Origin of the sequence: Streptosporangium sp. NPDC049376 (genome assembly GCF_044466505.1) — a bacterium.
GTDB lineage: Bacteria > Actinomycetota > Actinomycetes > Streptosporangiales > Streptosporangiaceae > Streptosporangium.
In genome coordinates this window covers 1-23,958 of record NZ_JBITMT010000032.1, presented here as the reverse complement: position 1 = coordinate 23,958, position 23,958 = coordinate 1, and the positions used below count along the sequence as shown (strand labels likewise).

Below are 23,958 nucleotides of genomic sequence, written 5' to 3'. Positions count from 1 at the left end.
CCTGTCGTATCACCGGGCGGGCGGCGCAGAAAGAGATCCGATGACGTGGTGGATGACCGTAAGGAGCCGTAACCAGGCCGCATGCCGCCACGAGGTCGCGTCCGCGGGAGTAGTGGACGAGTGCGGCCGGGCCACAGGTGTGCCGGACGGCTGCTCGGCGGCGGTGTCACGCCTTTCACTCCGCGACGGCGACGTAGCGCCAGGTCCTCAGGTGTGCTTGGGGTTCGGAGAGGTCGAGCTCGACATCGGGCAGGACGCGCCGGATTCGTTTGGCCATTTCCTCACTCAGGAAGTGATGGTGCAGGTCGAGGTGGCGCAGGTGGGTGAGAGGCTGGCCGCTGAGCAGGGCTTCGGCTCCGGCGTCGCTCAGTTCGCCCATGGCCAGGCTGAGCGCCTCCAGCCGGGCGACGACCGGCGCCGCGGCGACGGCGGCGGCCACCTCGTCCTGGATCTCACTGTCGCGCAGGCCGAGTCGGCGCAGCGCGGGCAGACCCGCCCCGGACAGGACTCCCTCCAGGTCGTTCACCGTGGCGCCGCCGCCGTACTCGGTGACGCCGAGCCACAGCTCCAGATGTTCCAGCGCAGGCAGGTCGCACCGCCCGAGTGCGCGCACGACCTCACCGGGCAGTCCGCCGGTCTCGAATCGCAGGACCTTGAGGGAGGCGTGCCGTACAGGGCGCAGCCGCAGGCCCTCGCTGCCGCGCACGTCCAGCCGTTCCAGGAGGGGGAACGCCTCCAGGATCGGGGTGATGTCGCCCTGCTGAATCCAGGAGATCTGATAGTCGGGCTCGACGAAGCCGAGGAACAGCGAGCGCAGCCGGGGTAGCCGGTGGGCGTTGGCGACGAGCACGGCGGGGGCGTCCCGCGCGCTGATCCCGGCGACCACGATGGCCTGGATCCCGGAACCGTCGACGACGGTGAGCAGTTTCTCCAATCCCTCGGTGAACCCGGGGCCGTCGGCCTCCTCGTACATCTCGCCGCCGTGCAGAGGCCAGGCGAAACACGAAGGGTCGGGGACGGTGTCACGGCCGGTGAGCATACGGAATCCGGCGACGGGCAGCCCGGCGTAGGTCTCGCGGTGGCCGCCCATCCTGTCCCAGCGGTAGAACCCGTCCTCATGGAGGAACCTCTCGCCGGGGTCGCGCGGGTCGGCCGCTCTTTTTCCGGGGTAGAGCGCGTCGAGATATCTGTCGTACTCGTCGTTGTCTACATACATCTCGTTGCCATCGATGAACATGCGGCGTCCTCGGTCGGGGTGTGAGCCTCTGTCCTACCAGGCGTGGGTGACGGTCTCGGAATGATCACCCGCATCCGAGTCATGCACCCCTTCCGTGGATGCGGCCCGCCACGGCTCGGCGGCGTGCTCCGGCCCGCGTCGCCGTCGCGGTGTCCGCGTGTTCTCCTGCGCGCCGTCCGCCTTCGGATTCCACAACCGATCTTTACCGATGAGCAAAACGGTGTTGATTGTCCATGGTTACTCGATCATGTCAATTCCTCATGGATCGCAGCCATATGTTCGCCGCCTCGACGGCCCGCCCACCGGCTGCGATCGGTACGCCGGGCGGTTGACACGTCTTCGGCGCCGGGGATTGTGAACCGTTCCAAACAGGTGGGTCACAAGGAGGTTCCGGATTCGTTTTCGGGATTGCCCTGCCGGGAAAATCCCTCTAAATCCATTTAAATGCGATATGGGGATGTAGTTCGAGGTCGTGTGGTGTTAGCGGCGGCGGTGGGGGCGCTGGTCGCGGGAGTTCTGGGGGGCCTCGCGGCCCGGCTGCTGATGCGCGGGGTCGCGGTCGCCGTGGGCGTGGACACCTCCTTCACCCTGGTGGCGACGGTGATGATCACCGTCGTCTTCGTCGTGCTCGCCGTACCGGCCGCGATCACCGCGACCGCGCGTCCGGGCATCAGGCGCGGCGGCAGGTGGGTGACCGTGCTGGTCACCGGCTGGACCTCGGCCAGGACCGGGTTCGCCGACGCCAAGTCCATCCTGCTGGCCGAAGAGGAGCAACTGCCGGTGCTCGCGGCGCTGGCGGTGGCCTTCGCGGCGGTGGTCACCGCCCACGGGCGGTTCGCGCAGTGGCTGACCCGCCGCCTGGCGACCTCGGGGGAACCCGCGAGGCCGTACGCGGCGAACCTCGGACATCCGGAGCCGGGGGCGGAGTTCGCCGACGGCGAGGCCTTCATCCGGGGGTCCTGCCAGAGCCCCGCCCCGTCGGCCCGTGGGACCGGCGGTCACTGAGCCCGTCAGCCTCCGGCCGCGACCCGTGCCTCCTGGAAGCGGGTGATCCGTACCACGACGATGGCCAGCAGGGCGGCGGCCAGCAGTGTGGGGATCCAGGTGAACGGGTCGAGGCCGAACCCGACGAGCGCGCCCACCTCCTCGGGCGGGCGCCCGGCGAGGCTCAGCAGCGCGACGGACGACAGCGGGACCACCCAGAAGGCCAGCAGCCACGCGATCCACCAGGCCCACACCAGCCAGGAGTGCGGCTGCCTGCCGATGCTCTCCCCCCGCACGCCGCCGGGGCGGGAGGCGGCCCAGACGTCGTCCACGATCTGTTTGGGGATCCACCACCCGACGACCGGCAGCGCCCACCCGAGCACGATGAAGATCTTGAACCAGCGGTGCGGGACCCGGGTGAGGGACTCGGCGTTCAGGCGCGCCCGTACCAGCCAGACCAGGAAGACGACGACCAGACCTGCCCTGACCAAGGCTCTGGAGGCCGTCAGGGCGACCAGGAACGCGGAGTTCGACAGCAGCGGGAGGGCGCCCTCACCCACGACCTCGACGACGGTGGCCAGGGGGTCGGCCGCCACCGCCCAGGCGGCCCCCACGAGGGTGTCGAGGCCGAGCAGGGTCAGTACGGCCGTCGCGAGCCCTCTGACCGGCCGCAGCGGGCGGGGCGGCGGAGGGAAGGCCGTCTCCGCGGGCAGCGGCCAGTGATGAGGGCGTGCGGGAACGGGTGCCCCGGCCGTGTCACCGCGCATCGCCGCCCTCCAGGTGATCAACGGAACCGACGGCCAGTATTCCGCACCACGTGATGGCGACATACAGGATTTTCCTCATCGCATATCCGCACATTTTCGCGACACGCATGGTGATAGCGGACAAGGGCATGGGTCGTAACGCCCGAGTAGGGCAGGGTTAGGGGATACCGATCTACGGGAGTGATCCATGAACGCGGACTTGGACCTGGAGCGGCTCGCGGGCGGAGCGCACCACGATCCGCACTCGATCCTCGGCGCGCACCCGGGGGCCGGTGGCGTGACCGTCAGGACGCTGCGGCCGCTGGCGGAGAAGGTCCAGGTCGTCGTGGACGATCACACCCATGACATGGAGCACCTGGCCCACGGCGTCTTCGCGGTGACGATTCCCGGTCTTGACAAGATCCCCGACTACCGGTTCCTGGTCACCTATCCGGGCGCGGAGCCGTACGAGATGGCCGATCCCTACCGGCACTGGCCGACGCTGGGCGAGGTGGACCTGCACCTGATCGGCGAGGGGCGCCACGAGCGGCTGTGGGAGGTGCTCGGTGCGCGGGTCATGCGGCACGAGGACGTCGAGGGTACGGCCTTCGCCGTCTGGGCGCCGAACGCGCGGGGCGTCCAGGTGATCGGCGACTTCAACCACTGGGACGGCACCGCCCACCCGATGCGCTCGCTGGGCAGGTCCGGGGTCTGGGAGGTGTTCGTCCCCGGCCTCGGCGAGGGCGAGCGCTACAAGTTCAACGTGCTCGGCGCCGACAGCGTGTGGCGGGCCAAGGCCGACCCGATGGCCAGGCGCACCGAGGTCCCGCCCGCCACGGCCTCGGTCGTCGAGCGCTCCTCCTACGAGTGGCACGACGAGGAGTGGCTGCGCGGGCGCGCGGCGGCGGACGCGCTGAAGGAGCCGATGAGCGTCTACGAGGTGCACCTCGGCTCGTGGCGGCCCGGCCTGTCCTACCGGGACCTGGCCGTCGAACTGGTCGAGTACGTGGTGGACATGGGGTTCACGCACGTGGAGTTCCTGCCGGTCGCCGAGCATCCGTTCGGCGGCTCGTGGGGTTACCAGGTGACCTCCTACTACGCGCCCACGTCCCGCTTCGGCGGCCCGGACGACTTCCGGTACCTGGTGGACAGCCTGCACGCGGCGGGCGTCGGGGTGCTGGTCGACTGGGTGCCCGCGCACTTCCCGATGGACGACTGGGCGCTGGCCAGGTTCGACGGCACCGCGCTCTACGAGCACGCCGACCCGACCAGGGGCGAGCACCCCGACTGGGGCACCTACGTCTTCGACTTCGGCCGCAGGGAGGTGCGCAACTTCCTGGTCGCCAACGCGCTGTACTGGCTGCGCGAGTTCCACGTGGACGGGCTGCGGGTGGACGCGGTCGCCTCGATGCTCTACCTGGACTACTCGCGGCGCGAGGGCGAGTGGCGGCCCAACGAGTACGGCGGGCGGGAGAACCTCGACGCGGTGGCCTTCCTGCAGGAGATGAACTCGCTGGTCTACCGGGACCAGCCGGGCATCATCACCGTGGCCGAGGAGTCGACCGCGTGGCCCGGGGTCTCCCGGCCCGTGCACCTGGGCGGTCTCGGCTTCGGGTTCAAGTGGAACATGGGCTGGATGCACGACACCCTGGCCTATCTGGCGCACGAGCCGGTCTTCCGGCAGTACCACCACCACCAGATGACCTTCTCCCTGATGTACGCCTTCTCGGAGAACTTCGTGCTGCCGCTGTCGCACGACGAGGTGGTGCACGGCAAGGGGTCGCTGCTCGGCAAGATGCCCGGCGACGAGTGGCAGCGGTTCGCGAACCTGCGCGCGCTCTTCGCCTTCATGTGGGCCCATCCGGGAAAGCAGCTGCTGTTCATGGGCGGCGAGTTCGGGCAGGGGTCCGAATGGTCGGAGGTCCGAGGTCTCGACTGGTGGGTGCTCGACTTCGACGGCCACAAGGGGGTGCAGCGGCTGGTGCGCGACCTCAACCGGATCTACCGGGAGACGCCCGCGCTGTGGACCCGGGACGACACCCCGGACGGTTTCCGCTGGATCGACGCCGACGACGCCCAGGGGAACGTTCTCTCCTTCCTGCGTCTGGCCTCCGACGGCTCGGTGCTGGCCTGCGTGGTCAACCTCTCCGGCGCGCCGCACGAGGACTACCGGCTGGGGTTGCCCCTTCCCGGCACCTGGGAGGAGGCGCTCAACACCGACGCCTATGACTACGCGGGCAGCGGGGTGGGCAACATGGGCGCGGTCGAGGCGGTCGAGGAGGAGCGGCACGGCCTGCCGTACTCGGCGCGGCTGCGCGTGCCGCCGCTGGGCGCCGTCTGGCTCCGGCACGACGCGCCGTCGGAGAGTCCCGCCGCGGAGAGCCCCGTCGCGGAGGCGGCCGGGGAGGCCGTGGAGAAGACCTCCGGGAGGAAGGGCACCGGGAGGACCGCCCGCCGCTGAGGGTTCCTTGACCGACGGGACAACCGCCGGGTCAACGTCACAGGAAGATTTTTTCGGTCGGGCCTGGCCGGTCACGCAGCGTGTGACCGGCCCTTTTCCGTTCAGACCGGGTTCGCCAAGGCTTCCGTGAACCTTAAATCCGCCTTATATCGGTCAGCGAGCCATTGACCGCCCACGAAGGAGAACCTACGCTCTGGAAACTAATAGGAAACTTTCCTATGAATTCGGGGGCTAGGAACTCTTTGACCTGGAGCGACCCTTGCGACGAATGACCATCGGCTCCTTGATCGCAGCCACAGCGCTGATAGTCCCGGTGGGGATCGGGATGGGCAGCGCCACGGCCGCCACCTCCGCCACCGCCGTCTACACCACCACCTCCGACTGGGGCACCGGCTTCCAGGGCAACGTGACGGTGAAGGCGGGCTCGACCGCCCTGACCAGCTGGAAGGTCGAGTTCGACCTCCCCGCCGGCAAGTCGATCGCGTCCGCGTGGGACGCCGACATGACCAAGAGCGGCAGCCACTACACCTTCGCGAACAAGTCGTGGAACGGTGCGCTGGCCGCGGGTGCCACGGTGAGTTTCGGCTTCACCGGATCCCCCGGCGGAGTCTCCGGTGTGACGAACTGTAAGTTGAACGGCGCACCTTGTGAGGGCGGGGACGCCACCCCGACGCCCACGGTGACGCCGACCGTCACCCCCACCGTGACGCCGACCGTGACGCCCACGGTCACCCCCACCGTGACCCCGACCATCACGCCCACGGTCACCCCCACCGTGACCCCGACCATCACGCCCACCGGCCCCGCCGGGAACAAGAAGGTCGTCGGCTACTTCACCGAGTGGGGCGTCTACGGCCGTAACTACCACGTCAAGAACCTGGTCACCAGCGGCACCGCGCCGAAGCTGACCCACCTGCTCTACGCCTTCGGCAACACCGCCGGTGGCCGCTGCGCGATCGGCGACGCCTACGCCGACTACGACAAGTCCTACGGCGCCGACCTGAGCGTCGACGGCGTCGGGGACACCTGGGACCAGCCGCTGCGCGGCAACTTCAACCAGCTCCGCAAGCTGAAGAAGGCTTACCCGAACCTCAAGATCATCTACTCCTTCGGTGGCTGGACCTGGTCCGGTGGCTTCACCCAGGCCGCCGCCAACCCGCAGGCCTTCGCCGACTCCTGCTACAACGTCGTCAAGGACCCGCGTTGGGCTGACGTCTTCGACGGCATCGACGTCGACTGGGAGTACCCGAACGCCTGTGGCCTGACCTGCGACACCAGCGGCCCCGACGCCTTCAAGAAGGTCGTCTCCGCGCTGCGCGCCAAGTTCGGCTCCAGCGCCCTGGTCACCGCGGCGATCACCGCTGACGGCGCCGACGGCGGCAAGATCGACCTCGCCGACTACGCCGGTGCGACCCAGTACCTCGACTGGTTCATGCCGATGACCTACGACTTCTTCGGTGGCTGGGACGCCAAGGGCCCGACGGCTCCGCACTCGCCCCTGACCTCCTACCAGGGCATTCCGAAGGAGGGCTTCAACACCGACGCCGCCATCCAGAAGCTGAAGGGCAAGGGCATCCCCGCCAGCAAGCTGCTCATCGGCATCGGCTTCTACGGCCGTGGCTGGACCGGCGTGACCCAGTCGACCCCGGGTGGCACCGCCACCGGTGCCGCTCCCGGCACCTACGAGGCCGGCATCGAGGACTACAAGGTCATCAAGACCAAGTGCCCCTCCAACGGCACCATCGCCGGTACGGCCTACGCCTTCTGCAACGGCCAGTGGTGGAGCTACGACACCCCCGCCACCATCACCAGCAAGATGGCCTGGGCCAAGAGCCAGGGCCTCGGTGGCGCGTTCTTCTGGGAGACCAGCGGAGACACCCCCAACGGTGAGCTGATCACCGCGCTCTCCAACGGCCTCAAGTAATATTTCGGACACTCGGCCCTCCGTGCGCGACACGCCGCGGGGGGCCGAGCCATGTCCGGCCCCGAGATGAACTCGGGCTGAGAAGATCCTTCAAATCCGGTACGTGCTATTCACTGGCGACAAAGCAGTATTTAAACTCCGTATCGCATGATCAGCAGCCGGAGCTGTCCTTACCCCCCGGAGGACGTGTGCGACTTCGAGCCCTCGTGGCCCAGGTGATCGTGCTCGGCGTCGTTTTCTGCGTCGTTTTCTGTGGGACCCCCGCGGTACCGGCCCTCGCCGAGGAGCCGCCGGCGGAAACGGTCCAGACGACACCGGAGCCGGAGAAGCTTGAGGCCGGGCTCGTCTCCGACGAGGACGGCGCCCGCGCCATCGTCGAGCTCGCCGTCCCCGCGCAGGCCGAACAGGTCGCGGGCGAGGCACGGCTGCTGCCGGAGACCGACGTCGTGCTCCAGCCCCAGGACACCTCCTTCATCGTCGTGCAGGGCACCGGTGAGTCGCTGGCCGAGCTGGCCAAGGACCCCCGGGTGGTCTCCATCCGCAGGGACCGCACCTACTCCCCCAGCTCGCTCGCCTCCGGCCTGACGCTCGTCGGGGCCGACCGCGCCCACGCTGAGGGAGCCGACGGACGCGGAACGACGATCGCGATCGTCGACACCGGGATCGACGCCGCCCACCCCGCCCTGGGGAGCAAGGTCGTACGGCAGGCCTGCTTCTCGGTCGTCGACGAGGGCGTGCGCTCCCTGTGCCCGAACGGGCAGGAGTCCGACACCTCCGAGCGCGCCGCCGACGCCGCCGCCCCCGCCTGCCTGGACGGCCAGGTCAACCTGTGCGAGCACGGCACCCACGTCGCGGGCATCGCCCACGCCGTCGCTCCGGGGGCGGACATCGTGGCGCTCCAGGTCTTCAGCCGTGTCGACGACTGCGGAGCCGGTGAGCCCTGCGTCACGGCCTACGAGTCCTCGCTCCTGCTCGCCCTCGAATACCTCACGCGGCTGAAGGACACCGTCCCCGGCCTCGTCGCGGTCAACATGAGCCTCGGCGGCGGTCTCTACGGCGCCTCCTGCGACGGCGAGCCCGAGGTCCAGGAGATGAGGGGACGCCTCGGCGCGCTGCTCGCGAAGGGCGTCGCGACCGTGGCCGCGGCCGGGAACGAGGGCTCCCCCGGCGCCGGGGTGCCCGGCTGCCTGTCCGGAGCGGTGACCGTGGGCGCCACCGACGACGCCGACCGCGTCCCCGACTGGTCGAACCACGGCTCCGTCCTCGACCTGTTCGCCCCCGGCGTCGACGTCGACTCCTCGGTCCCCGGCGGCAGGACCGAGATCTACAGCGGGACCTCGATGTCCACCCCGCACGTCACCGGGGCGCTGGCCGTACTGGCGCAGCGGGCCGCGGAGACGGGCGCGGACGCCTCGGCGGGCGCGCTCACCGGCAGGCTCACCGCCGCGGGCCGCCCGATCGTCTACGACGGGGTCGCCGTCCCCCGCCTCGACCTGTACGGCGCGCTCACCGGCGCCGCCCCCTCCCCCGGGGTGACCCAGAACCCCGGCGACCCGGGTGATCCCGGCCCCGGAGACCCGGGAGACTCCGACGTTCCCGAGGAGCCCGGCGACGACCCGAGCCCCGAACCCGGCACCCCGCCCGTCGGGCCGACCCAGGCGCCCGTCCCGATCCCGCTGCCGACGGTGACCGTCACCGTGACCGTCACCGCCGACCCGGTCGATCCGCCCGCCGTCGCGGCGCCTGTCAGGCCCACGATGTGCGTGCGCGGGACATCGAAGAAGACGCTGAGCGCCGCCAAGTGGGCCGCCGAGTTCGGCACGGGCAAGGGCACGCTGACGGACGCGACGCTCCGGTGCTATCTCGGCATGGTGGGCAAGGCCAGCAGGGTCTTCCCCGAGTTGGGCGGGGCCTCGACCCCGGCCGCCGCCCGCCGGGTGCTCAAGCCCGCCAAGCGGACGAAGCGGACGGTGTTCGAGAGCGAACTGCTGGCGGCCTGGCTGAACTGGGCCAGCGGCTCCGTCAACCTCACCGCCAGGGTGAACGAGACCACGTCGGTCGGGGACGCCCTCACCACGGCGGAGGTCAGGCGGCTGCGGGGGTCGTTCCCCTCGGCGTCGGCCTCACTGCTGGGCAGGCACGTCAACGCCCGCCGTACCTGACGCCCCCGGCGCCGGTTCGGAGAGGTTCTCCGCCACAGGACCCTGTCGCCAAGACGTCGCTTAGGGTGTCAAGCATGGATGCGACCAAGGTGATCATCGACACCGTCGACCGGTTCAGGCAGCGGCGGACCGCTCCGCTTGTCCTTGAGCTCGACCTCACCGAGGGGCTCTTCGAGGGGCCTCCCGCCGACCCTCTGGGCGCGATCCTGTCCATGCGCAAGACGCGGCTGGCCGACGTGCTCTCCGGTCTGCGGCGCGCGGCGAAGGACCCCAGGGTCAGGGCGCTGATCGTCAAGGTCGGCACCCGGCCCCTCGGCCTGGCGACGGTTCAGGAGCTACGGCGGTCGGTGACCCGGCTCAGGGAGGCGGGCAAGCTGACGGTGGCCTTCTCCGAGACCTTCGGGGAGTTCGGCGCGGGCACCGTCCCCTACTACCTGGCCACCGCCTTCGAGAAGGTCTACCTGCAGCCCTCCGGCGACGTCGGGCTGACCGGCGTCTCCCTCGAACAGCGCTTCCTGCGGGGCGCGCTCGGCAAGCTCGGCGTCGAGTACCAGATCGGCCAGCGGCACGAGTACAAGACGGCCGCCAACACCTTCACCCAGGACCACATGACCGACGCCCACCGCGAGTCGCTGGGCCGCATCACCGAGTCGGTCGTCGAGCAGGTCGTCGCGGGTGTCGCCGAGGGTCGCGGCCTCGAACCCGCCAAGGTCAGGGAGCTGATCGACCGGGGGCCGTTCATCGGCGCCGAGGCGGTCGAGGCCGGGCTCGTCGACCGGCTCGCCTACCGCGACGAGGTCTACGACGAGGTGCGCGGGGCCGCGGGCGAGGAGTCCCTGCTGCTCTACGTCGGCCGTTACGCCAAGGGACCGATCGCGGGCAAGCTCCCGCAGCCGGGCGGCCAGACGGTCGCCCTGGTGCACGGCAGCGGCCCGATCCGGCTGGGCCGCAGCGGACGCAGCCCCCTGGGCGGCGGCGAGGCGATGGGGTCCGACACCGTCTGCGCCGCGCTGCGCGCCGCCCGGCGCGACGAGCACGTCAAGGCCGTCGTCTTCCGGGTGGACAGCCCCGGCGGGTCCTACGTGGCCTCCGACGCCATCTGGCGTGAGGTCGTGCTCACCCGCAGGGCGGGCAAACCCGTGGTCGTCTCGATGGGCGACGTCGCGGCCTCCGGCGGCTACATGGTCTCGATGTCCGCCGACGCGATCGTGGCCCAGCCGGGCACGCTCACCGGCTCCATCGGCGTGTTCGGCGGCAAGGCCGTCATCGGCGGTCTGCTGGACAAGATCGGCGTCTCCACCGAGTCGGTCGGGGAGGGCGCCAACGCCGGGATGTTCTCCTCGACGCACGCCTTCTCCGAGGCCCAGTGGGAGCGGATCAACGTCTGGCTCGACCGGGTCTACGACGACTTCGTCAACAAGGTGGCCGAGGGACGCGGCCTGTCACGGGAGCGCGTCCACGAGCTGGCCAGGGGCCGGGTCTGGACGGGCGCCGACGCCCACGAGGGCGGGCTCGTCGACGTGCTCGGCGGCCTTGAGGACGCCCTCGCCCTGGCCCGGCGCAAGGGCGGTCTGGCCGAGGACGCCCCGGTGCGCGCCTACCCCCGGCTCAACCCGATCGAGCGCCTGCGCCCGGCGGACTCCAGCGAGGACAAGGCCGCCGCCATGACGCGGCTGCGCCTTGAGTCGTGGGGGCCGTTGGCCCACCTGGCCGCCGAGCTCGGCCTGCCGTCCTACGGGCCGCTCATGCTTCCCGGGTCGTGGACGATCCGCTGAGCCGTACCGGCTCTCCGTGGCCCTGCCACGGACGGGCGAACGCCAGGGCCAGGGCGGCCAGTGCGAGAGCGACCAGCATGACCGCGGCCGTCGGCGTCGGGCTGTCCGTCCCGAGCAGGCCCGCCAGCGGGGAGGCGGCGGCGCCCAGCACGAACTGGGTGCCGCCGAGGAGGCCGGAGGTGGCTCCCGGGGCGTCGTGACCGAGGGCCTGGACGATGGTCGTGCTCGCGGGCAGGACGAGGCCGAAGCCGACGATGACCAGGAAGAAGCAGACCCAGGTGACGACGAGCCCGCCGCCCGTGGTGAGGAGCACCACGAGCAGTACGGCCGTCGCCGCCAGGGCGGTGCCCAGGCCCACGGTCAGCAGGGCGTTGATCCTGACCCGGGAGGCGACCCGCCCGAAGACGATCCCGCCGACCAGCATGCCGAGGGCGTTGACGGCGAAGATGAGGCTGTACTGGGTGGGTGAGACGCCGTAGACGTCCTGGAACACGAACGCCGAGCCCGCGATGTAGGTGAACAGGGCCGCGCCGCAGAAGGAGGAGGTGAGGACGTACCCCATGAGGGCGCGCCTGCCGAACAGCCCGGCGATGGCCCTGAAGGTGGTGCCGACCCCGCCCGAGTGCCTGCGGGAGGCGGGCAGGCTCTCCGGTGCCCAGGCCAGGACGCCCAGCACCAGCAGGACGCCGAAGCCCGCGAGCGCCGCGAAGACGACCCGCCAGGAGGCGACGCCGAGGATGGCTCCGCCGAGCACCGGGGCGGCGATCGGGGCGAAGGACACGATCACCGACAGGGTCGCGAAGTGACGCGGGGCCTCGGGAGTACCGTGGAAGCGGTCGGTGAGGACGGCGCGGCCGACGACCATGCCCGCCGCCCCCGCGACGCCTTCGAGCAGGCGGGCGACGTTGAGCACGTCGACGTTCGGGGCCAGCGCGCAGACCAGCGAGAACACCGTGAACAGCGTCGCGCCGCCGAGCAGGACCTTACGGCGGCCGACGGCGTCGCTGACCGGGCCGAGCAGGATCTGCCCGACGGCCAGGCCGATGAGGAAGGCCGTCATGGACAGCTGGACCGACGACTCGGTCGTGCCGAGAGACCGGACCAGCCCGGGGAAGCCGGGGACGTACATGTCCGTGGCCAGCGGGGCGACGGCGCCGAGGGCGGCGAGCACGACAAGCAGCCGTCCGACGTGTTCCGGCGGCCGTTCACCGGTCTCTGCGTCTGTCACTGTGTCTGTCACTGTGGGGGCGACGAGAGGGGGGTCCTTGGGCATGGCACGAACTGCTTTCTCGCCACCGGGCGAACGTGACGCCGCTACGATGGGCGACATCAGCAACAGGTAGTTAACTAGTTAACGGATATAAGTAGTTTATAGGTTAACGAATTGGAGGGCTCATGCAAGCCCCCGCCCAGCAGGTGTACGAGCGGTTGCGGCAGATGTATCCAGGCCTCGACACCTCCTCGATGGAGGTCGTCGGCCCGCTGAAACGGGTTCAGGCGCTGCTCGACCTGGCCATCGAGCCACTCTTCGCCGGCGCCTCGGTGACCTCCCCCGAGCTGGACGTGCTGCTCCGGCTGCGGTACGCCGAACAGCCGACGATCGCCAGGCAGCTCGCCAGGCAGATGAGCCGCTCCCCCGCCGCGCTGAGCAAGACCCTGGCCAAGCTGGAACGGCGTGGCTACATCAGCCGCACCGCCAACCCCGCCGACCGCAGGGCCGCCCTGGTCCACCTCACCGACGAGGGCAGCGAGGTCGTGAACACGCTGTTCCCGCAGCAGCTCGCCGTCGAGGTGCGCCTCCTCAGCGGCATGACCGCCCAGCAGCGAGCCCAGATCATCGAGGGGCTCACCCAGCTGGTCAAGGTCATGGAGGCGGGCCTGCGCGACATGACGGCCCCCTGAACGCGCCCCCGGTACGGCGGGCTCAGCCGCCAGCCGGGCGGTAGCGGGCGCGTAGCCGTACGAGAGGGGTCAGGCCGGGGGTGACGTAGTCGACGGCCAGCACCCTGGCGACGAAGAGCGTGTGGTCCCCGGCGGGGACGACCTTGATCGTCTCGGCCTCCAGGGCGGTCACGCCGCCGTCCACGACGAGTGCCTCGCTCAGCTCGCCCCGGTGGTGCGGCGTTCCGGCCAGCAGGAGCCGGGCGCCGGGACGGCCCGCGGTGGCGAACCGGCTGGCGATCGCCTTCTGCCCGCCGGACAGCACACTGGCGGCCCAGCGGTCGCGGCGCAGCAGCAGTTCGTTGAGGTAGCCGCCGCTGTCCATGCTCACCATGACCAGCTGCGGATCGAGCGAGACCGAGGTGAAGGTGCCGACGGTCGCCCCCACGTCGTCGCGCTCGTCCTTCACCGTGACGACCGTCACGGCGGTCGGCACCTGTCCCATGGCCTCGACGAACTCGTTCATTGGTCAATCATGGCGAAAACGGCGCACGGCCCGCGCCGCGGGGCGGCACGGGCCGTGCTGGAGGACCGGCGGGGTCAGGCGAGACCGTTCTGGGTCAGCCAGTCCTTGGCCACCGTGGCGGCGTCGGCCTTGTCGATCGAGACGCGCTTCATCAGCGTGAGCAGCCCGGCGGTGTCGAGCTTGGCGGAGACCGCGTTCAGCGTGCCGGTGACGGTCTCGTTCACCCCGGCCTTGTTGACCAGGGGCGCGACGTTGTCGGCGCCGAAGGCGTGCTTGGTGTCCTGCAGCGAGACCAGGCCGTTGATGATCACCTTGGGGTCGGTGGTGAAGACGTTGCCGACCTCGATGGTGCCGTCCTTGATGGCGTCGGCGGTCGCGTCACCGGTCTTCTTCCACTCCTTGAACTCCAGGCCGTAGACGTCCTTGAAGTTCTTCTCCTGGCGGGCCTGGAACTCGGGCGGGCCGCCGACGGTGTAGTTCTTGGCGACCTTGGCCAGGTCCTCGATCGTGACCAGGCCGACCTTCTGGGAGAGCTCCCTGGTCACGGTCAGCGAGTTGTTGTCCTCGGCCGCGGCGGGTTCGAGGACCTCAAGCTCGGCGGGGAGCTTCTCCTTGAGCGCGGCGAGGATGTCCTCCTTGCTCTTGGCGGTCGCCGACTTGTCGACGAAGGCGAGCAGCGAGCCGACGTACTCCGGCAGGATGGTCAGGCCACCGCTCTTGACCTGCCCGTAGAGGACCTCACGGCTGCCGATGTTGAGCTTCTTCTCGACCTGAACGCCCTTGGCCTCAAGGGCCTGGGAGTAGATCTCGGCGAGCAGGACGTTCTCCGGGAAGTTCGCCGAGCCGACGACGACCTTGCCCCCGCCACCCCCGGTCGCCGGCGCGGCCCCGGAGTCTGCCGGGGTCGGGGAGGTGTTGGTGAGCGGATCACCGCCACCGCACGCGCTGAGTGTGAGCGCCGCGGCGAGGGTGACCACCACGGTGCTGAAAAGGCGCTTCATCGTGCTTTTCCCTTCTAAGGCGGGAGGTAAAGGTGACATTACCGTACGGCGTTACGCCGCCTCACCCCCGGTGAGACCACCAGTCTCTGGACCAGGACGAAGACGAGTTGGACGAGCAGGGCGAGCAGCGCGACGAGCACCGCCCCGGCGAGGGTGCGGGGGTAGTCGTTGGTGGCGAACCCGTCGACGACGTAGCGCCCCAGGCCTCCCAGTCCGACGAAGGCGGCCACGGTCGCGGTCGCCACCACCTGGATCGCCGCGAGCCGCAGGCCCAGCAGGATCAGCGGCAGCGCGACCGGCACCAGCACCCGCCCCAGGACCTGGCCGCCGCGCAGGCCCATGCCGTACGCGGCGTCCCTCAGGTCGGGGTCGACACCCCTGACGCCCTCGTAGGTGTTGACGAGGATGGGCGGCACGGCCAGCGCGACCAGCGGGATCAGCACCGGCAGGTCGGTGCCCAGGCCTGCCAGCAGCACGACCAGCACCAGCAGGCCGAGCGTGGGCAGGGCGCGGGCGGCGTTGGCGCTCAGCACGACCAGCAGCGCCCCCCTGCCGGTGTGCCCGATCCACAGCCCGAGTGGCAGCGCCACCAGCATGGCCAGCAGCAACGCGACCGCGGAGAACTGCAGGTGCTCGGCCAGCCGTACCGGGATGCCGTCGGGGCCCGTCCAGTTGGCCGGGTCGCCGAAGAAGTCGACCAGCCAGTTCATGTCGTCCCCCTCGCCCGTGACCACGGGGTGAGCAGCCGCTGGGCCAGCACGAGCAGCGCGTCGGCGATCGCGGCCAGCAGCACGACCAGCACCACGCCCACGATGATCGGGGTGTAGAACTGCCGCTGCCAGCCGTCGATGAACAGGTAGCCGAGACCGCCCCTGCCCACCAGCGCCCCCACGCTGACCAGGCTGATGCTGGAGACCGCGGCCACGCGCAGCCCGGCCAGCACCACCGGGACCGCGATCGGCAGCTCGACCAGCAACAGCCTGCGCAGCGGGGTGAAGCCCATGGCGACCGCGGACTGGCGCACGTGGTCGGGAACCGAGCCGAGCCCGTCGACCACCGCCGGGATGAGCACCGCCAGCGAGTAGAAGGCGAGCGGGACGATGACCGTCGCCCTGGTGGCCAGGCCCGTGACCGGGATGAGCATGACGAAGACGGCCAGTGAGGGAAGCGAGTAGGTCACGTTCATGACGCTCATGGTCGGCTGGTAGATCCCGCGCCAGCGGACGCAGGCCAGCCCGAGCGGGAGCGCGACGAGCAGCCCGACGACGATCGGCACCAGCGACATGACGACGTGATCTTCGAGGAGGGACTGGATGGAGGGCCAGTTACGCCCGATCCAGTCCCAGCGGACCAGCGGCTCCTCACGCATGGGCGCCCCCGGCGACCCGGTCGAGCGCCTCGTTCAGCGCCTCGCGGGTGACCACGCCCTCGGCCCGCCCGGCGTCGTCGACCGCGATCGCGCACCCCGACGGGGACAGCAGTGTCGCGTCGAGCGCCGCGCGCAGCGAGTCGCGCCCCCTGACGAACGTCCCGTACGGCGCGGGCCGCACGTCGGCGAGCGTGCCCGAGGCGGGCAGGTCGGCGACCCTGACCCAGCCGAGCGGCCTGCCGTCCTCGTCGAGCACCGCCAGCCAGGGATCGGCCGCGGCGCGCAGACCGGCGACCTCGGCGGAGACGGGCGCGGTGAGGTCGGTGCGCAGCCGTACCTCCTGGCCGGGGACGAACGACAGGCGCCTGATGCCCCGGTCGCGGCCGAGGAACTCGCGGACGAAGTCGTCGGCGGGCCTGGACAGGAGGGTCGCGGGGTCGTCGAGCTGGGCGAGGTGGCCGCCGACGCGCAGCACGGCCACCCGGTCGCCGAGTTTGACGGCCTCGTCGATGTCGTGGGTGACGAAGACGATGGTCTTGTTCAGCTCGGCCTGCAGCCGCAGCAGCTCCTCCTGCAGGCTGGTGCGCACGACGGGATCGACCGCGCTGAACGGCTCGTCCATCAGCAGCACCGGCGGGTCGGCCGCCAGCGCGCGGGCGACGCCGACACGCTGCTGCTGCCCGCCGGAGAGCTGGAAGGGGTAGCGCTCGGCGAGCCCGAGGTCGAGCCCGACCCGTTCGAGCAGCTCCATCGCGCGGTCGCGGGCCTTCTTCCTGTTCCAGCCGAGCAGGTGGGGCACCGTCGCGACGTTGTCGACGATCTTGCGGTGCGGGAAGAGGCCCGCCTGCTGGATGACGTAGCCGATGCCCCGGCGCAGGGCCGGTGGGTCGATGGTCGTGACGTCGACGCCGTCGAGGAGGACACGGCCCTCCGACGGGTCGATCATCCTGTTGATCATGCGGAGTGAGGTGGTCTTGCCGCATCCTGAGGGGCCCACGAAGACCGTGATCTCGCCCGTCGGCGCCTCAAGGCTGAGACGGTCGACGGCCACGGTCCCGTCGGCGTAGCGTTTGGTGACCCCGTCAAATGTGATCATGCGCAACCCCATGCTTCTCGGCAGGGCCGCGGCCCCCCTGCCACAACCGCCCCATGATCTGTCCGACCGACAGCCTACGGTGGCCCTCCGACATTCGACCCCGTCCCCCCGGCCAAGTCATCCGGGATCGTGAGATATCGAGCAAAAGAGCACTCAATAGTGCCCAGAATCTCGGCGTCTCACCACGATTACCCATATCGTGGACATCGACCCCTCCAGTCACACGTACCACGGGCTTTTCGCCCTCGCTTCTCACCACGACCCCAGAGGAACCGGTCTCGTGAACCAACCGATCCTCGGTCAGCGCTCGCGCGGCGAACTGATTACCGAGCTCTATGACACACACGCCGCCGGGCTGTTCGCCTACTGCCACGACCAGCTGGGCGATCCGGGGGCCGCGGGCACGGCGCTGGCGGCCGTCTTCGCCACCCTCACCTCCTCTGGCGCCTCCACTCATGCTTCCTCGGGTGCCGTCTCCGACGCACGGCCGCCGCGCGCCGCGCTGTACGCGCTCGCCCGCCGCGAGATCCACCAGCGGGACGTCGTCCACGCCGCCCCGCTGCCCGGCGCCGACCCGGTCTCCCTCTTCGTCGACCGGGTGCTGCACGACCTGCGCCCGCACCAGCGCGAGGTGCTGTACCTGTCCGGCGTGCGCGAGATGGACACCGCCGAGCTGTCCTGGGTGCTCGACGTGGCCGCCGACACGGCCGACGAGCTGACCGTGAGCGCCTGCCGCCGCTTCGCCCAGTCCCTCCAGCTCGCCCTGGTCTCTGCCAGGGTCCCGGCCCACCTGGCCGACGCCTTCGGCGCGCTCGGTGTGGCCCCGATCAGGGACGTGCTCGTCCGCGCCCCGTGGGCCGTCCCGCCCGCCGGACTGCGCGCGGCCGTTCTGGGACTCCCCGGCGCGCCGGCGCTCCCCCCGGCCTCCCCCACGCGGACCCCGGCGCTGCCGGTCTCGCTCAGGCCCCTGTGGCCGACGCCGCCCGCCTGGCCGCTGCCGCTGGCCGACACCGACGCCCTGACCAGCACCAGCGTCTTCGCCACGCCGGAGCTGCCGCCGCCCTTCTCCCCCGCGGACTTCTTCCCCGCCGCGCCCGCGCGGGACAACTTCCCCGACCCCTTCTCCCCGCCGGACCCCGACGTCGTCTCCGCGCACGAGGCGACGACCGAGCCGATGCCCAAGCTCAAGGACTCGGTGCTGAGCGCGCTCGACGAGATCGTCCCGCGCACTCCCCGGCGCAGGCTCCAGCGGCCCAAGCCGCGCGGGGCGAAGCCGCTGTCCGCCCCGATCCCGGGGGACGTGCTCGACGACGCGCCCGCAACCCGCCATGAGGGCGCCCCCGAGGACCTGTTCCAGCCGTTCACCCCCGAGCCGAGGCCCAGGCAGCACTCCGACAAACTGGTCGCCGCCGCTCCCAGGGAGACGGCCCCCGAGGACTTCGCCGCCTTCGAGTCCTCCGGGGTCGTGACGCCGCTGCCCGGCTGGCCGCTGCGGGCCGAGGAACTGGACGCCGCCGCCCCGGTCCTCCCCGAGCCGGAGGCCGTACGGCCCGCCCCGGCCGGCTGGCCGCTGCGGACCGACGAGCTGGGCACCGTGGAGGCCTCTGCGGAGGCCTCTGTGGACTCCTCGGACTTCACGGACTCCGGGGACCGTGCCAGGCACGCGAGGAGGCCGGGCCGGAGCGCCAGGAGAACGGGCGCGCACCGCGGCGCGCACGCGGAGCAGCCCGGCGACGACGCCCCGGCCCCCGCGCCCCTCCCCGAGAGCCTTCCCGAAGACCTTTCCGGCGTACCGGACTCGCCTCGGGAGATCCTCGCCGAACCCGAGACCGCCGGCGTCTCGGAGAAGGCCCCCGCCACACGCCTGTCGCGGCTGGGCGGGAGGGCACGCCGCAGGCGCGGGCAGGCCAGGCGGGGCGGGCAGCGCCACGACTGGGCGTGGGAGCTGTTCGGCTTCGTCATCTGCGTGGTCTGCGTGGCGATCGCGATGCTCGTCTTCTTCGCGATGCCCACCCCGCTGACGCCCTGACGCCCGGCCCGGCGCCCTCAGTGGTCGGGGAAGGCGAGACGGACGGTGCCCGAGACGTGTGTTCCGAGGCCGATCTGTCCCAGGACCCGCACCGTGAGCCTCTCGCCCTCACGGGACATGACGGTCCCGGTGAGGGCCAGCGTCTCCCCGGCGTGGGCGGGAAGGCCGAGCTTGACGTTGATCCCGCGGACCAGCGCCTCCGGCCCCGCCCAGTCGGTGACGTACCGCTCGACGAGGCCCATCGTGGTCAGGATGTCGAGGAGGCCGCCCTCAGGGCGGTCACGGTGCGGCGGGGCGAGGCCCGCGGTCGAGGTCAGCGTGATCGTGGCGGTGGGCAGAAGGGTTCCGACCTCGACGAACGCCGCCTCCTTCCCGGGAGGCCCGCACCTGCGAGCCGACTCGTCATCCTGCTGGCGGTACGTCACACACGACGGCATACCGATACCCACTTCTCCAGGTGGGCGGCCCACGACGCCGCCACCGCCCACACACCTTCCGGCAGTTACCACCACCGTCCTCCCGGCGCCGGGGGTCACGGCGCACGGCGAGGCCGCGGGTCCTCGCCGTGACAACCGCGCTCCCGCGACGTGCCACGCCGTACGGCCCGGCGGCCCGGTCGGTGGGGGAAGGACCGCACCCGACGCGTCCCGCCCCCGGCACACCCTTCCAGAAGAAGGCGGTCCCGCCTTTCCCCCTGCCTTCCGGAGGGTACGGCTCGCATGTGTCGGGCTGGTTTTTCCCTCCCCAGGGCGAAAATCCAGTACCCGAGGACTTCCGCGCAGTGGGGTAGAACCAATTACATTTTTCACCCCGCCCCATACCTGCCCCATGATGACGACAGGGCTCCATAACACGCGTGACATGTGGAGACAGAGATCCCCTGTAACTGACAGATAACCCACCGGAGCGGGCGAAGGTCAGATAACGTGTTCTCATGCGTACCCCGCGTGCGGCCGTGGGTCTCCCGGTCGCCCCGCGCCCCGGCGGAGCCCCGGCCACCGGCGGCGCCGGACCGGCCACGATCGAGGGGGCATCCGGCATGCAGAGCGAACCGCACCCGAGCGGTGTCCGCGCGAGAAGCCAGCACCAGCGCCGCAGGCGCATCGTCCAGGCCGCCGCGGCCCTGGCCTCCCTCGGCGGCGTCGAGGCCATGCAGATGCGCACCGTCGCCGAGCGCGCGGGGGTCGCCCTCGGCACGCTCTACCGCTACTTCCCCTCGAAGATGGACCTGGTCGTCGCGGTCGTCAGTGACGAGATCGACCTGATCGAGGGCAGCGTCGAGCGCAGGCCCCCGGCCACGACCACCCCCTCGGGCCGTGCCGTGGACGTGCTGATGCGCGCGACCCGGGGTCTGATGCGCGAGCCCGAGCTGGCCGACGCCCTCGTCCGTTCGCTGATCATGGCGGAGATCGACACCCCGTTCGCCGAGCGGGTGACCGGCCTGCTGCTGCGTGTCTCCGGGCACGAGCCCGACGCGCGGACGGTGACCGAGGAGCAGCGCGTCCTCGCGGGTTCGCTGACGAGTGTCTGGGTGCACGAACTGCTGGCGATGCTCAGGGGGCAGCGGACCTACGACCAGGTCCAGCGTCATCTGGAGATCACCGCCACCCGGCTGCTCGCCGATTTCCCCGCCCCGCCTTCACCCTGAAGGCCGGCACGCGTTACTGTCGGCGAGGCGAACAGACTAACGTTCTAGAGCGGCGCGCCGGGAACCCCCTGGACCGTGGAGCCGCCGGGACGACGCCGACAGACAGGGAGCGCCGCCGTTGAAATCCCTCCGCAGGCCCTACAGCGAACAGCGTCCGACCGACATCGGTGGCGGGGTGTGGAGCGTGCCCGTGCCGATCCCCGGCAACCCCCTCGGATACACGTTGATCTACGCGATCGAGTCCCCCGCCGGGCCGGTGCTGGTCGACGCGGGCTGGAACCACCCCGACGCCTGGCTGGCCCTGCGGGACGGACTGGCCGCCACCGGCATGGACATCCGCGAGGTCAGGGGGGTCGTCGTCACCCACTTCCACGCCGACCACGCCGGACTCGCCGGCCAGGTGCGGCAGGAGTCCGGGGCCTGGATCGCCATGCACGAGGCTGACGCCGAGCTGGTCGGGACCATGCGCGAGGCCGAGGAGGACGCCCAGCGCACCGAGCGGGCCGGGATGCTGCGCCGGGCGGGAGCCGGCGCGGCCGAGATCGAGGCGGTGACCACCGCCTACCGTCCCGAGCCCCCCGCCGCACCGGACAGGACCCTGCGCGACGGCGACATGATCGACATTCCCGGGCGCAGGCTCCGCACCGTCTGGACCCCCGGTCACACCCCGGGTCACGTCTGCCTGCACCTGGAGGACGCCGACCGGCTCTTCACCGGGGACCACGTACTGCCGGGCATCACCCCGCACATCGGCGTCTACCCCTACGACCGGACCGACATGGACCCGCTCGGGGACTTCCTGGCCTCGCTGGAGAAGGTGGCGGAGCTGGGACCGCTCGAAGCCCTGCCCGCCCATGAGTGGATATTTCAGGACACGGCGGAGCGGGCGCGGGCGATCGGCGCGCATCACGAGGAGAAACTCACCTCCCTGATGGCCCTGCTGGCCGAGGCGGGCGAGCCGCTCACCATCTGGGAGATCGCCTCACGGATGACCTGGAAGCGCTCCTGGGACGACCTGCCCTCCATGCTGCGCGGCATGGCCGCCGCCGAGGCCGCCGCCCACCTGCGCGCCCTTGAGGTGCGGGGCAGGGTCCGCCGTACCGCCGAGGGGGACCCCAAGGAAGATATGGTGCGCTTCGCCGTACACTCATAGACATCCGATGTCTGAGCGTGACCAGGGAGGGCGAAGCGTGGCGGTCACCGACACCGCTATCGACAGGATCAAGCAGATGATCCTGGAGGGCGAGATCCCCCCTGGCGGCAGGCTGCCGAAGGAGGCCGACCTGGCCGAACGGCTCGGCCTGTCGCGCAACTCCCTGCGCGAGGCCGTCCGCGCCCTGGCGCTGATCAACGTGCTGGACGTACGGCAGGGCGACGGCACCTACGTGACCAGCCTGGAGCCTCGCCTGCTGCTGGACGCGATGGCGTTCGTGGTCGACTTCCACCAGGACGACACGGCGCTTGAGTTCTTCCAGGTCCGCCGGATCCTGGAGCCCGAGGCGACCGCGATGGCCGCCACCCGGATGACCGAGGCCGAGATAGCCGAGCTGCACGAGATCCTCACCCGGTTGCCCGAGAACCCGAGCGTCGAGCAGCTGACCGCCAACGACCTGGAGTTCCACCGGCGCATCGCGGCGGGTTCGGGGAACTCGGTGCTGTGCTCCCTCATCGAGAGCCTCTCGGGACCGACCACACGGGCCAGGCTCTGGCGGGCCCTGACCAGGGAGAACGCCCTGACCAGGACGCGTGAGCAGCACACCGCGATCTACGAGGCCATCGCCGCCCGGCAGCCCGAGGTCGCGCGCGCCTGGGCCACGGTCCATGTCGCCGGAGTCGAGGAGTGGCTTCGTAGCGTGCTCGCCTGAGCGGATATCGCATCATAAAAGATCACAAAGCCGTACTCTTGGGGCGGAACGATTCCCCGACGACGAGGATGCCCCCCATGCAGCCACTCGATGGAGCCGACTTACGGGTGGTGGCCGCCCTTCAGGTGAACGGACGCGCCACCTGGGACCGCATCGGAAGAGTGCTGGACGAGTCGACCCGCAACGTGGCCAGACGGGCCACCCGGCTGACGGAGGCGGGCGTCCTGTCCGTCGTCGGAGTGGTCGACGACCGCCGGATCGGCTCGGCGATCCTGCGGCTGCGCTGCCGGCCCGGTTCGGTGATCGACGTCGGCGCCGCGCTGGCCGAGTTGCCCCAGACCCGGTTCGTCTCGCTGGTCTCCGGCTCCGCCGACTGCACCGCGGAGCTGTGCGTGGCCGACGACGCCCTGGTCGATCTGATCTTCCGGGACATCCCCTCGATCGACGGGGTGGTCGAGAGCACCACCTACCCGGCGCTGCGTTACTTCAAGACCCCCCAGGAGTGGCACGTGGACGTGCTCACCCCGCAGGAGATCGAGGGACTCCTCGAACAGTGGACGCCGTTGCCCGAGCGCTTCCAGCGCGCCGGTGACACCCCCTCCGCCGAGGACGAGCGGATCATCGCCGCGGTCGCCGCGGACGGCCGGGCCACCCACGCGGAGATCGCGGCGGCCACCGGGATCAGCGAGTCGACCGCCCGCCGCAGGCTGGACTCCCTGCTCCGCAGGGGCATCCTGCGCATCCGCGCGGAGATCGAGCCCGCCTACCTGGGCCTGCCGATCGAGGCCGCGCTCTGGCTGCGGGTCGCGGAGCGGGAGGTCGAGACGGTCGGCCACGCCCTGGCCAGGCTGCCGAAGGTGAGATACGTCCTGGCGGTGGCGGGCGACCACCAGCTCGTGGCCCACGTGGCCGTCCCCGGCCGCTCCGAGCTCTACGAGATCCTCAGGGAGATCGGCGGACTGACCGGGATCAGGGCGATCGAGACGACGATGACCCTCCTGCCCCTGAAACGCGGCTTCATCATCAAGCGGGACGGCGTCGCCGACCGCTGGGCGGGCCCGATCGGCTGACCCGGGTCCCTCAGGCCGGTGCGGGGGCACCGGTTCTCGCAGACCGGAAGGCACGCGCGCCGCAGGGAAGATGCGCATACGGTTCGCCCTAAGGCCTGTCTGACAATTCGGAGTGGCGGAGCCAGAGCATGACGGATGCCAGGGTGACGCCTGCGAGGTAGCGGCTGGCGAGCTTGTCGAAGCG

At 70.8% G+C, this 23,958-nt stretch carries 20 protein-coding genes; 11 read left to right on the top strand and 9 right to left on the bottom strand.

The features are described from left to right. Positions 1-175 precede the first annotated feature (175 nt). Positions 176-1,237, bottom strand: coding sequence for an STM4015 family protein (locus ACIBVQ_RS38565; RefSeq protein WP_399183798.1), 1,062 nt, complete (start codon positions 1,235-1,237; stop codon positions 176-178). Between the two features lie 477 nt (positions 1,238-1,714). Between ACIBVQ_RS38565 and ACIBVQ_RS38560 the strand changes: the two genes are divergently transcribed. After that, entirely contained in the window at positions 1,715-2,242 is a 528-nt protein-coding gene (locus ACIBVQ_RS38560; protein ID WP_399183796.1) for a hypothetical protein, read from the top strand. A 5-nt stretch (positions 2,243-2,247) separates the two neighbouring features. Here the strand turns inward: ACIBVQ_RS38560 and ACIBVQ_RS38555 are convergent, their stop codons facing one another. Continuing rightward, positions 2,248-2,988, bottom strand: coding sequence for a DUF4328 domain-containing protein (locus ACIBVQ_RS38555; RefSeq protein ID WP_352015168.1), 741 nt, complete (start codon positions 2,986-2,988; stop codon positions 2,248-2,250). A 187-nt stretch (positions 2,989-3,175) separates the two neighbouring features. Between ACIBVQ_RS38555 and glgB the strand changes: the two genes are divergently transcribed. From glgB to sppA, 4 genes are all read left to right on the top strand, one after another. Further along, entirely contained in the window at positions 3,176-5,428 is a 2,253-nt protein-coding gene (glgB, locus tag ACIBVQ_RS38550; RefSeq protein WP_399183794.1) for a 1,4-alpha-glucan branching protein GlgB, read from the top strand. 283 nt (positions 5,429-5,711) lie between these two features. Continuing rightward, positions 5,712-7,352, top strand: a complete 1,641-nt coding sequence (locus ACIBVQ_RS38545) for a glycosyl hydrolase family 18 protein (protein ID WP_399183793.1) — start codon at positions 5,712-5,714, stop codon at positions 7,350-7,352. Between the two features lie 188 nt (positions 7,353-7,540). After that, positions 7,541-9,514, top strand: coding sequence for a S8 family peptidase (locus tag ACIBVQ_RS38540; protein ID WP_399183791.1), 1,974 nt, complete (start codon positions 7,541-7,543; stop codon positions 9,512-9,514). A 74-nt stretch (positions 9,515-9,588) separates the two neighbouring features. After that, positions 9,589-11,289, top strand: a complete 1,701-nt coding sequence (sppA, locus tag ACIBVQ_RS38535) for a signal peptide peptidase SppA (protein ID WP_399183789.1) — start codon at positions 9,589-9,591, stop codon at positions 11,287-11,289. Here the strand turns inward: sppA and ACIBVQ_RS38530 are convergent. Continuing rightward, positions 11,258-12,517: a multidrug effflux MFS transporter gene (locus ACIBVQ_RS38530; protein WP_399183787.1), complete on the bottom strand. Its 1,260-nt coding sequence runs from the start codon at positions 12,515-12,517 to the stop codon at positions 11,258-11,260. The two genes, sppA and ACIBVQ_RS38530, sit on opposite strands and share 32 nt — an antisense overlap. 167 nt (positions 12,518-12,684) lie before the next feature. Between ACIBVQ_RS38530 and ACIBVQ_RS38525 the strand changes: the two genes are divergently transcribed. Then, entirely contained in the window at positions 12,685-13,191 is a 507-nt protein-coding gene (locus ACIBVQ_RS38525; RefSeq protein WP_352015162.1) for a MarR family transcriptional regulator, read from the top strand. A gap of 22 nt (positions 13,192-13,213) precedes the next feature. On the opposite strand, the gene ACIBVQ_RS38520 is transcribed toward ACIBVQ_RS38525, so the two are convergent. The 5 genes from ACIBVQ_RS38520 to ACIBVQ_RS38500 all read right to left on the bottom strand — a co-directional run bounded on the left by ACIBVQ_RS38520 (position 13,214) and on the right by ACIBVQ_RS38500 (position 17,162). Continuing rightward, complete coding sequence (locus ACIBVQ_RS38520; RefSeq protein ID WP_352015161.1) at positions 13,214-13,696, bottom strand: flavin reductase family protein; 483 nt, start codon at positions 13,694-13,696, stop codon at positions 13,214-13,216. Positions 13,697-13,770: 74 nt separating this feature from the next. After that, a complete protein-coding gene (locus tag ACIBVQ_RS38515) occupies positions 13,771-14,697 on the bottom strand; it encodes an ABC transporter substrate-binding protein (RefSeq protein WP_362909552.1) in 927 nt (308 codons plus the stop codon). A 38-nt stretch (positions 14,698-14,735) separates the two neighbouring features. Further along, positions 14,736-15,407 carry an ABC transporter permease gene (locus tag ACIBVQ_RS38510; protein ID WP_399183784.1) on the bottom strand — a complete coding sequence of 224 codons (672 nt, stop codon included), beginning with the start codon at positions 15,405-15,407 and terminating at the stop codon, positions 14,736-14,738. After that, the gene (locus tag ACIBVQ_RS38505; protein WP_352015158.1) at positions 15,404-16,066 is read right to left on the bottom strand and encodes an ABC transporter permease; all 663 of its coding nucleotides are present in this window, start codon (positions 16,064-16,066) and stop codon (positions 15,404-15,406) included. Before ACIBVQ_RS38505 ends, ACIBVQ_RS38510 begins: the two co-directional genes overlap by 4 nt. Then, the gene (locus tag ACIBVQ_RS38500; protein WP_352015157.1) at positions 16,059-17,162 is read right to left on the bottom strand and encodes an ABC transporter ATP-binding protein; all 1,104 of its coding nucleotides are present in this window, start codon (positions 17,160-17,162) and stop codon (positions 16,059-16,061) included. The genes ACIBVQ_RS38505 and ACIBVQ_RS38500 overlap by 8 nt, the downstream gene beginning before the upstream one ends. Before the next feature lie 280 nt (positions 17,163-17,442). On the opposite strand from ACIBVQ_RS38500, the gene ACIBVQ_RS38495 reads away from it, so the two are divergent. Next, positions 17,443-19,191 carry a hypothetical protein gene (locus ACIBVQ_RS38495; RefSeq protein WP_399183782.1) on the top strand — a complete coding sequence of 583 codons (1,749 nt, stop codon included), beginning with the start codon at positions 17,443-17,445 and terminating at the stop codon, positions 19,189-19,191. Positions 19,192-19,208: 17 nt separating this feature from the next. Here ACIBVQ_RS38495 and ACIBVQ_RS38490 read toward each other — a convergent pair whose 3' ends face one another. Beyond that, complete coding sequence (locus ACIBVQ_RS38490; protein ID WP_352015155.1) at positions 19,209-19,616, bottom strand: acyl dehydratase; 408 nt, start codon at positions 19,614-19,616, stop codon at positions 19,209-19,211. A 614-nt stretch (positions 19,617-20,230) separates the two neighbouring features. Here ACIBVQ_RS38490 and ACIBVQ_RS38485 point away from each other — a divergent pair. From ACIBVQ_RS38485 to ACIBVQ_RS38470, 4 genes are all read left to right on the top strand, one after another. After that, on the top strand, positions 20,231-20,839 hold the full coding sequence (locus ACIBVQ_RS38485; RefSeq protein ID WP_352015209.1) for a TetR family transcriptional regulator: 609 nt from the start codon (positions 20,231-20,233) through the stop codon (positions 20,837-20,839). 118 nt (positions 20,840-20,957) lie between these two features. Further along, the gene (locus ACIBVQ_RS38480; protein ID WP_399183779.1) at positions 20,958-21,992 is read left to right on the top strand and encodes an MBL fold metallo-hydrolase; all 1,035 of its coding nucleotides are present in this window, start codon (positions 20,958-20,960) and stop codon (positions 21,990-21,992) included. A 37-nt stretch (positions 21,993-22,029) separates the two neighbouring features. After that, a complete protein-coding gene (locus tag ACIBVQ_RS38475) occupies positions 22,030-22,704 on the top strand; it encodes a FadR/GntR family transcriptional regulator (protein WP_352015153.1) in 675 nt (224 codons plus the stop codon). 77 nt (positions 22,705-22,781) lie between these two features. Beyond that, entirely contained in the window at positions 22,782-23,774 is a 993-nt protein-coding gene (locus ACIBVQ_RS38470; RefSeq protein WP_352015152.1) for an Lrp/AsnC family transcriptional regulator, read from the top strand. Positions 23,775-23,958 lie beyond the last annotated feature (184 nt).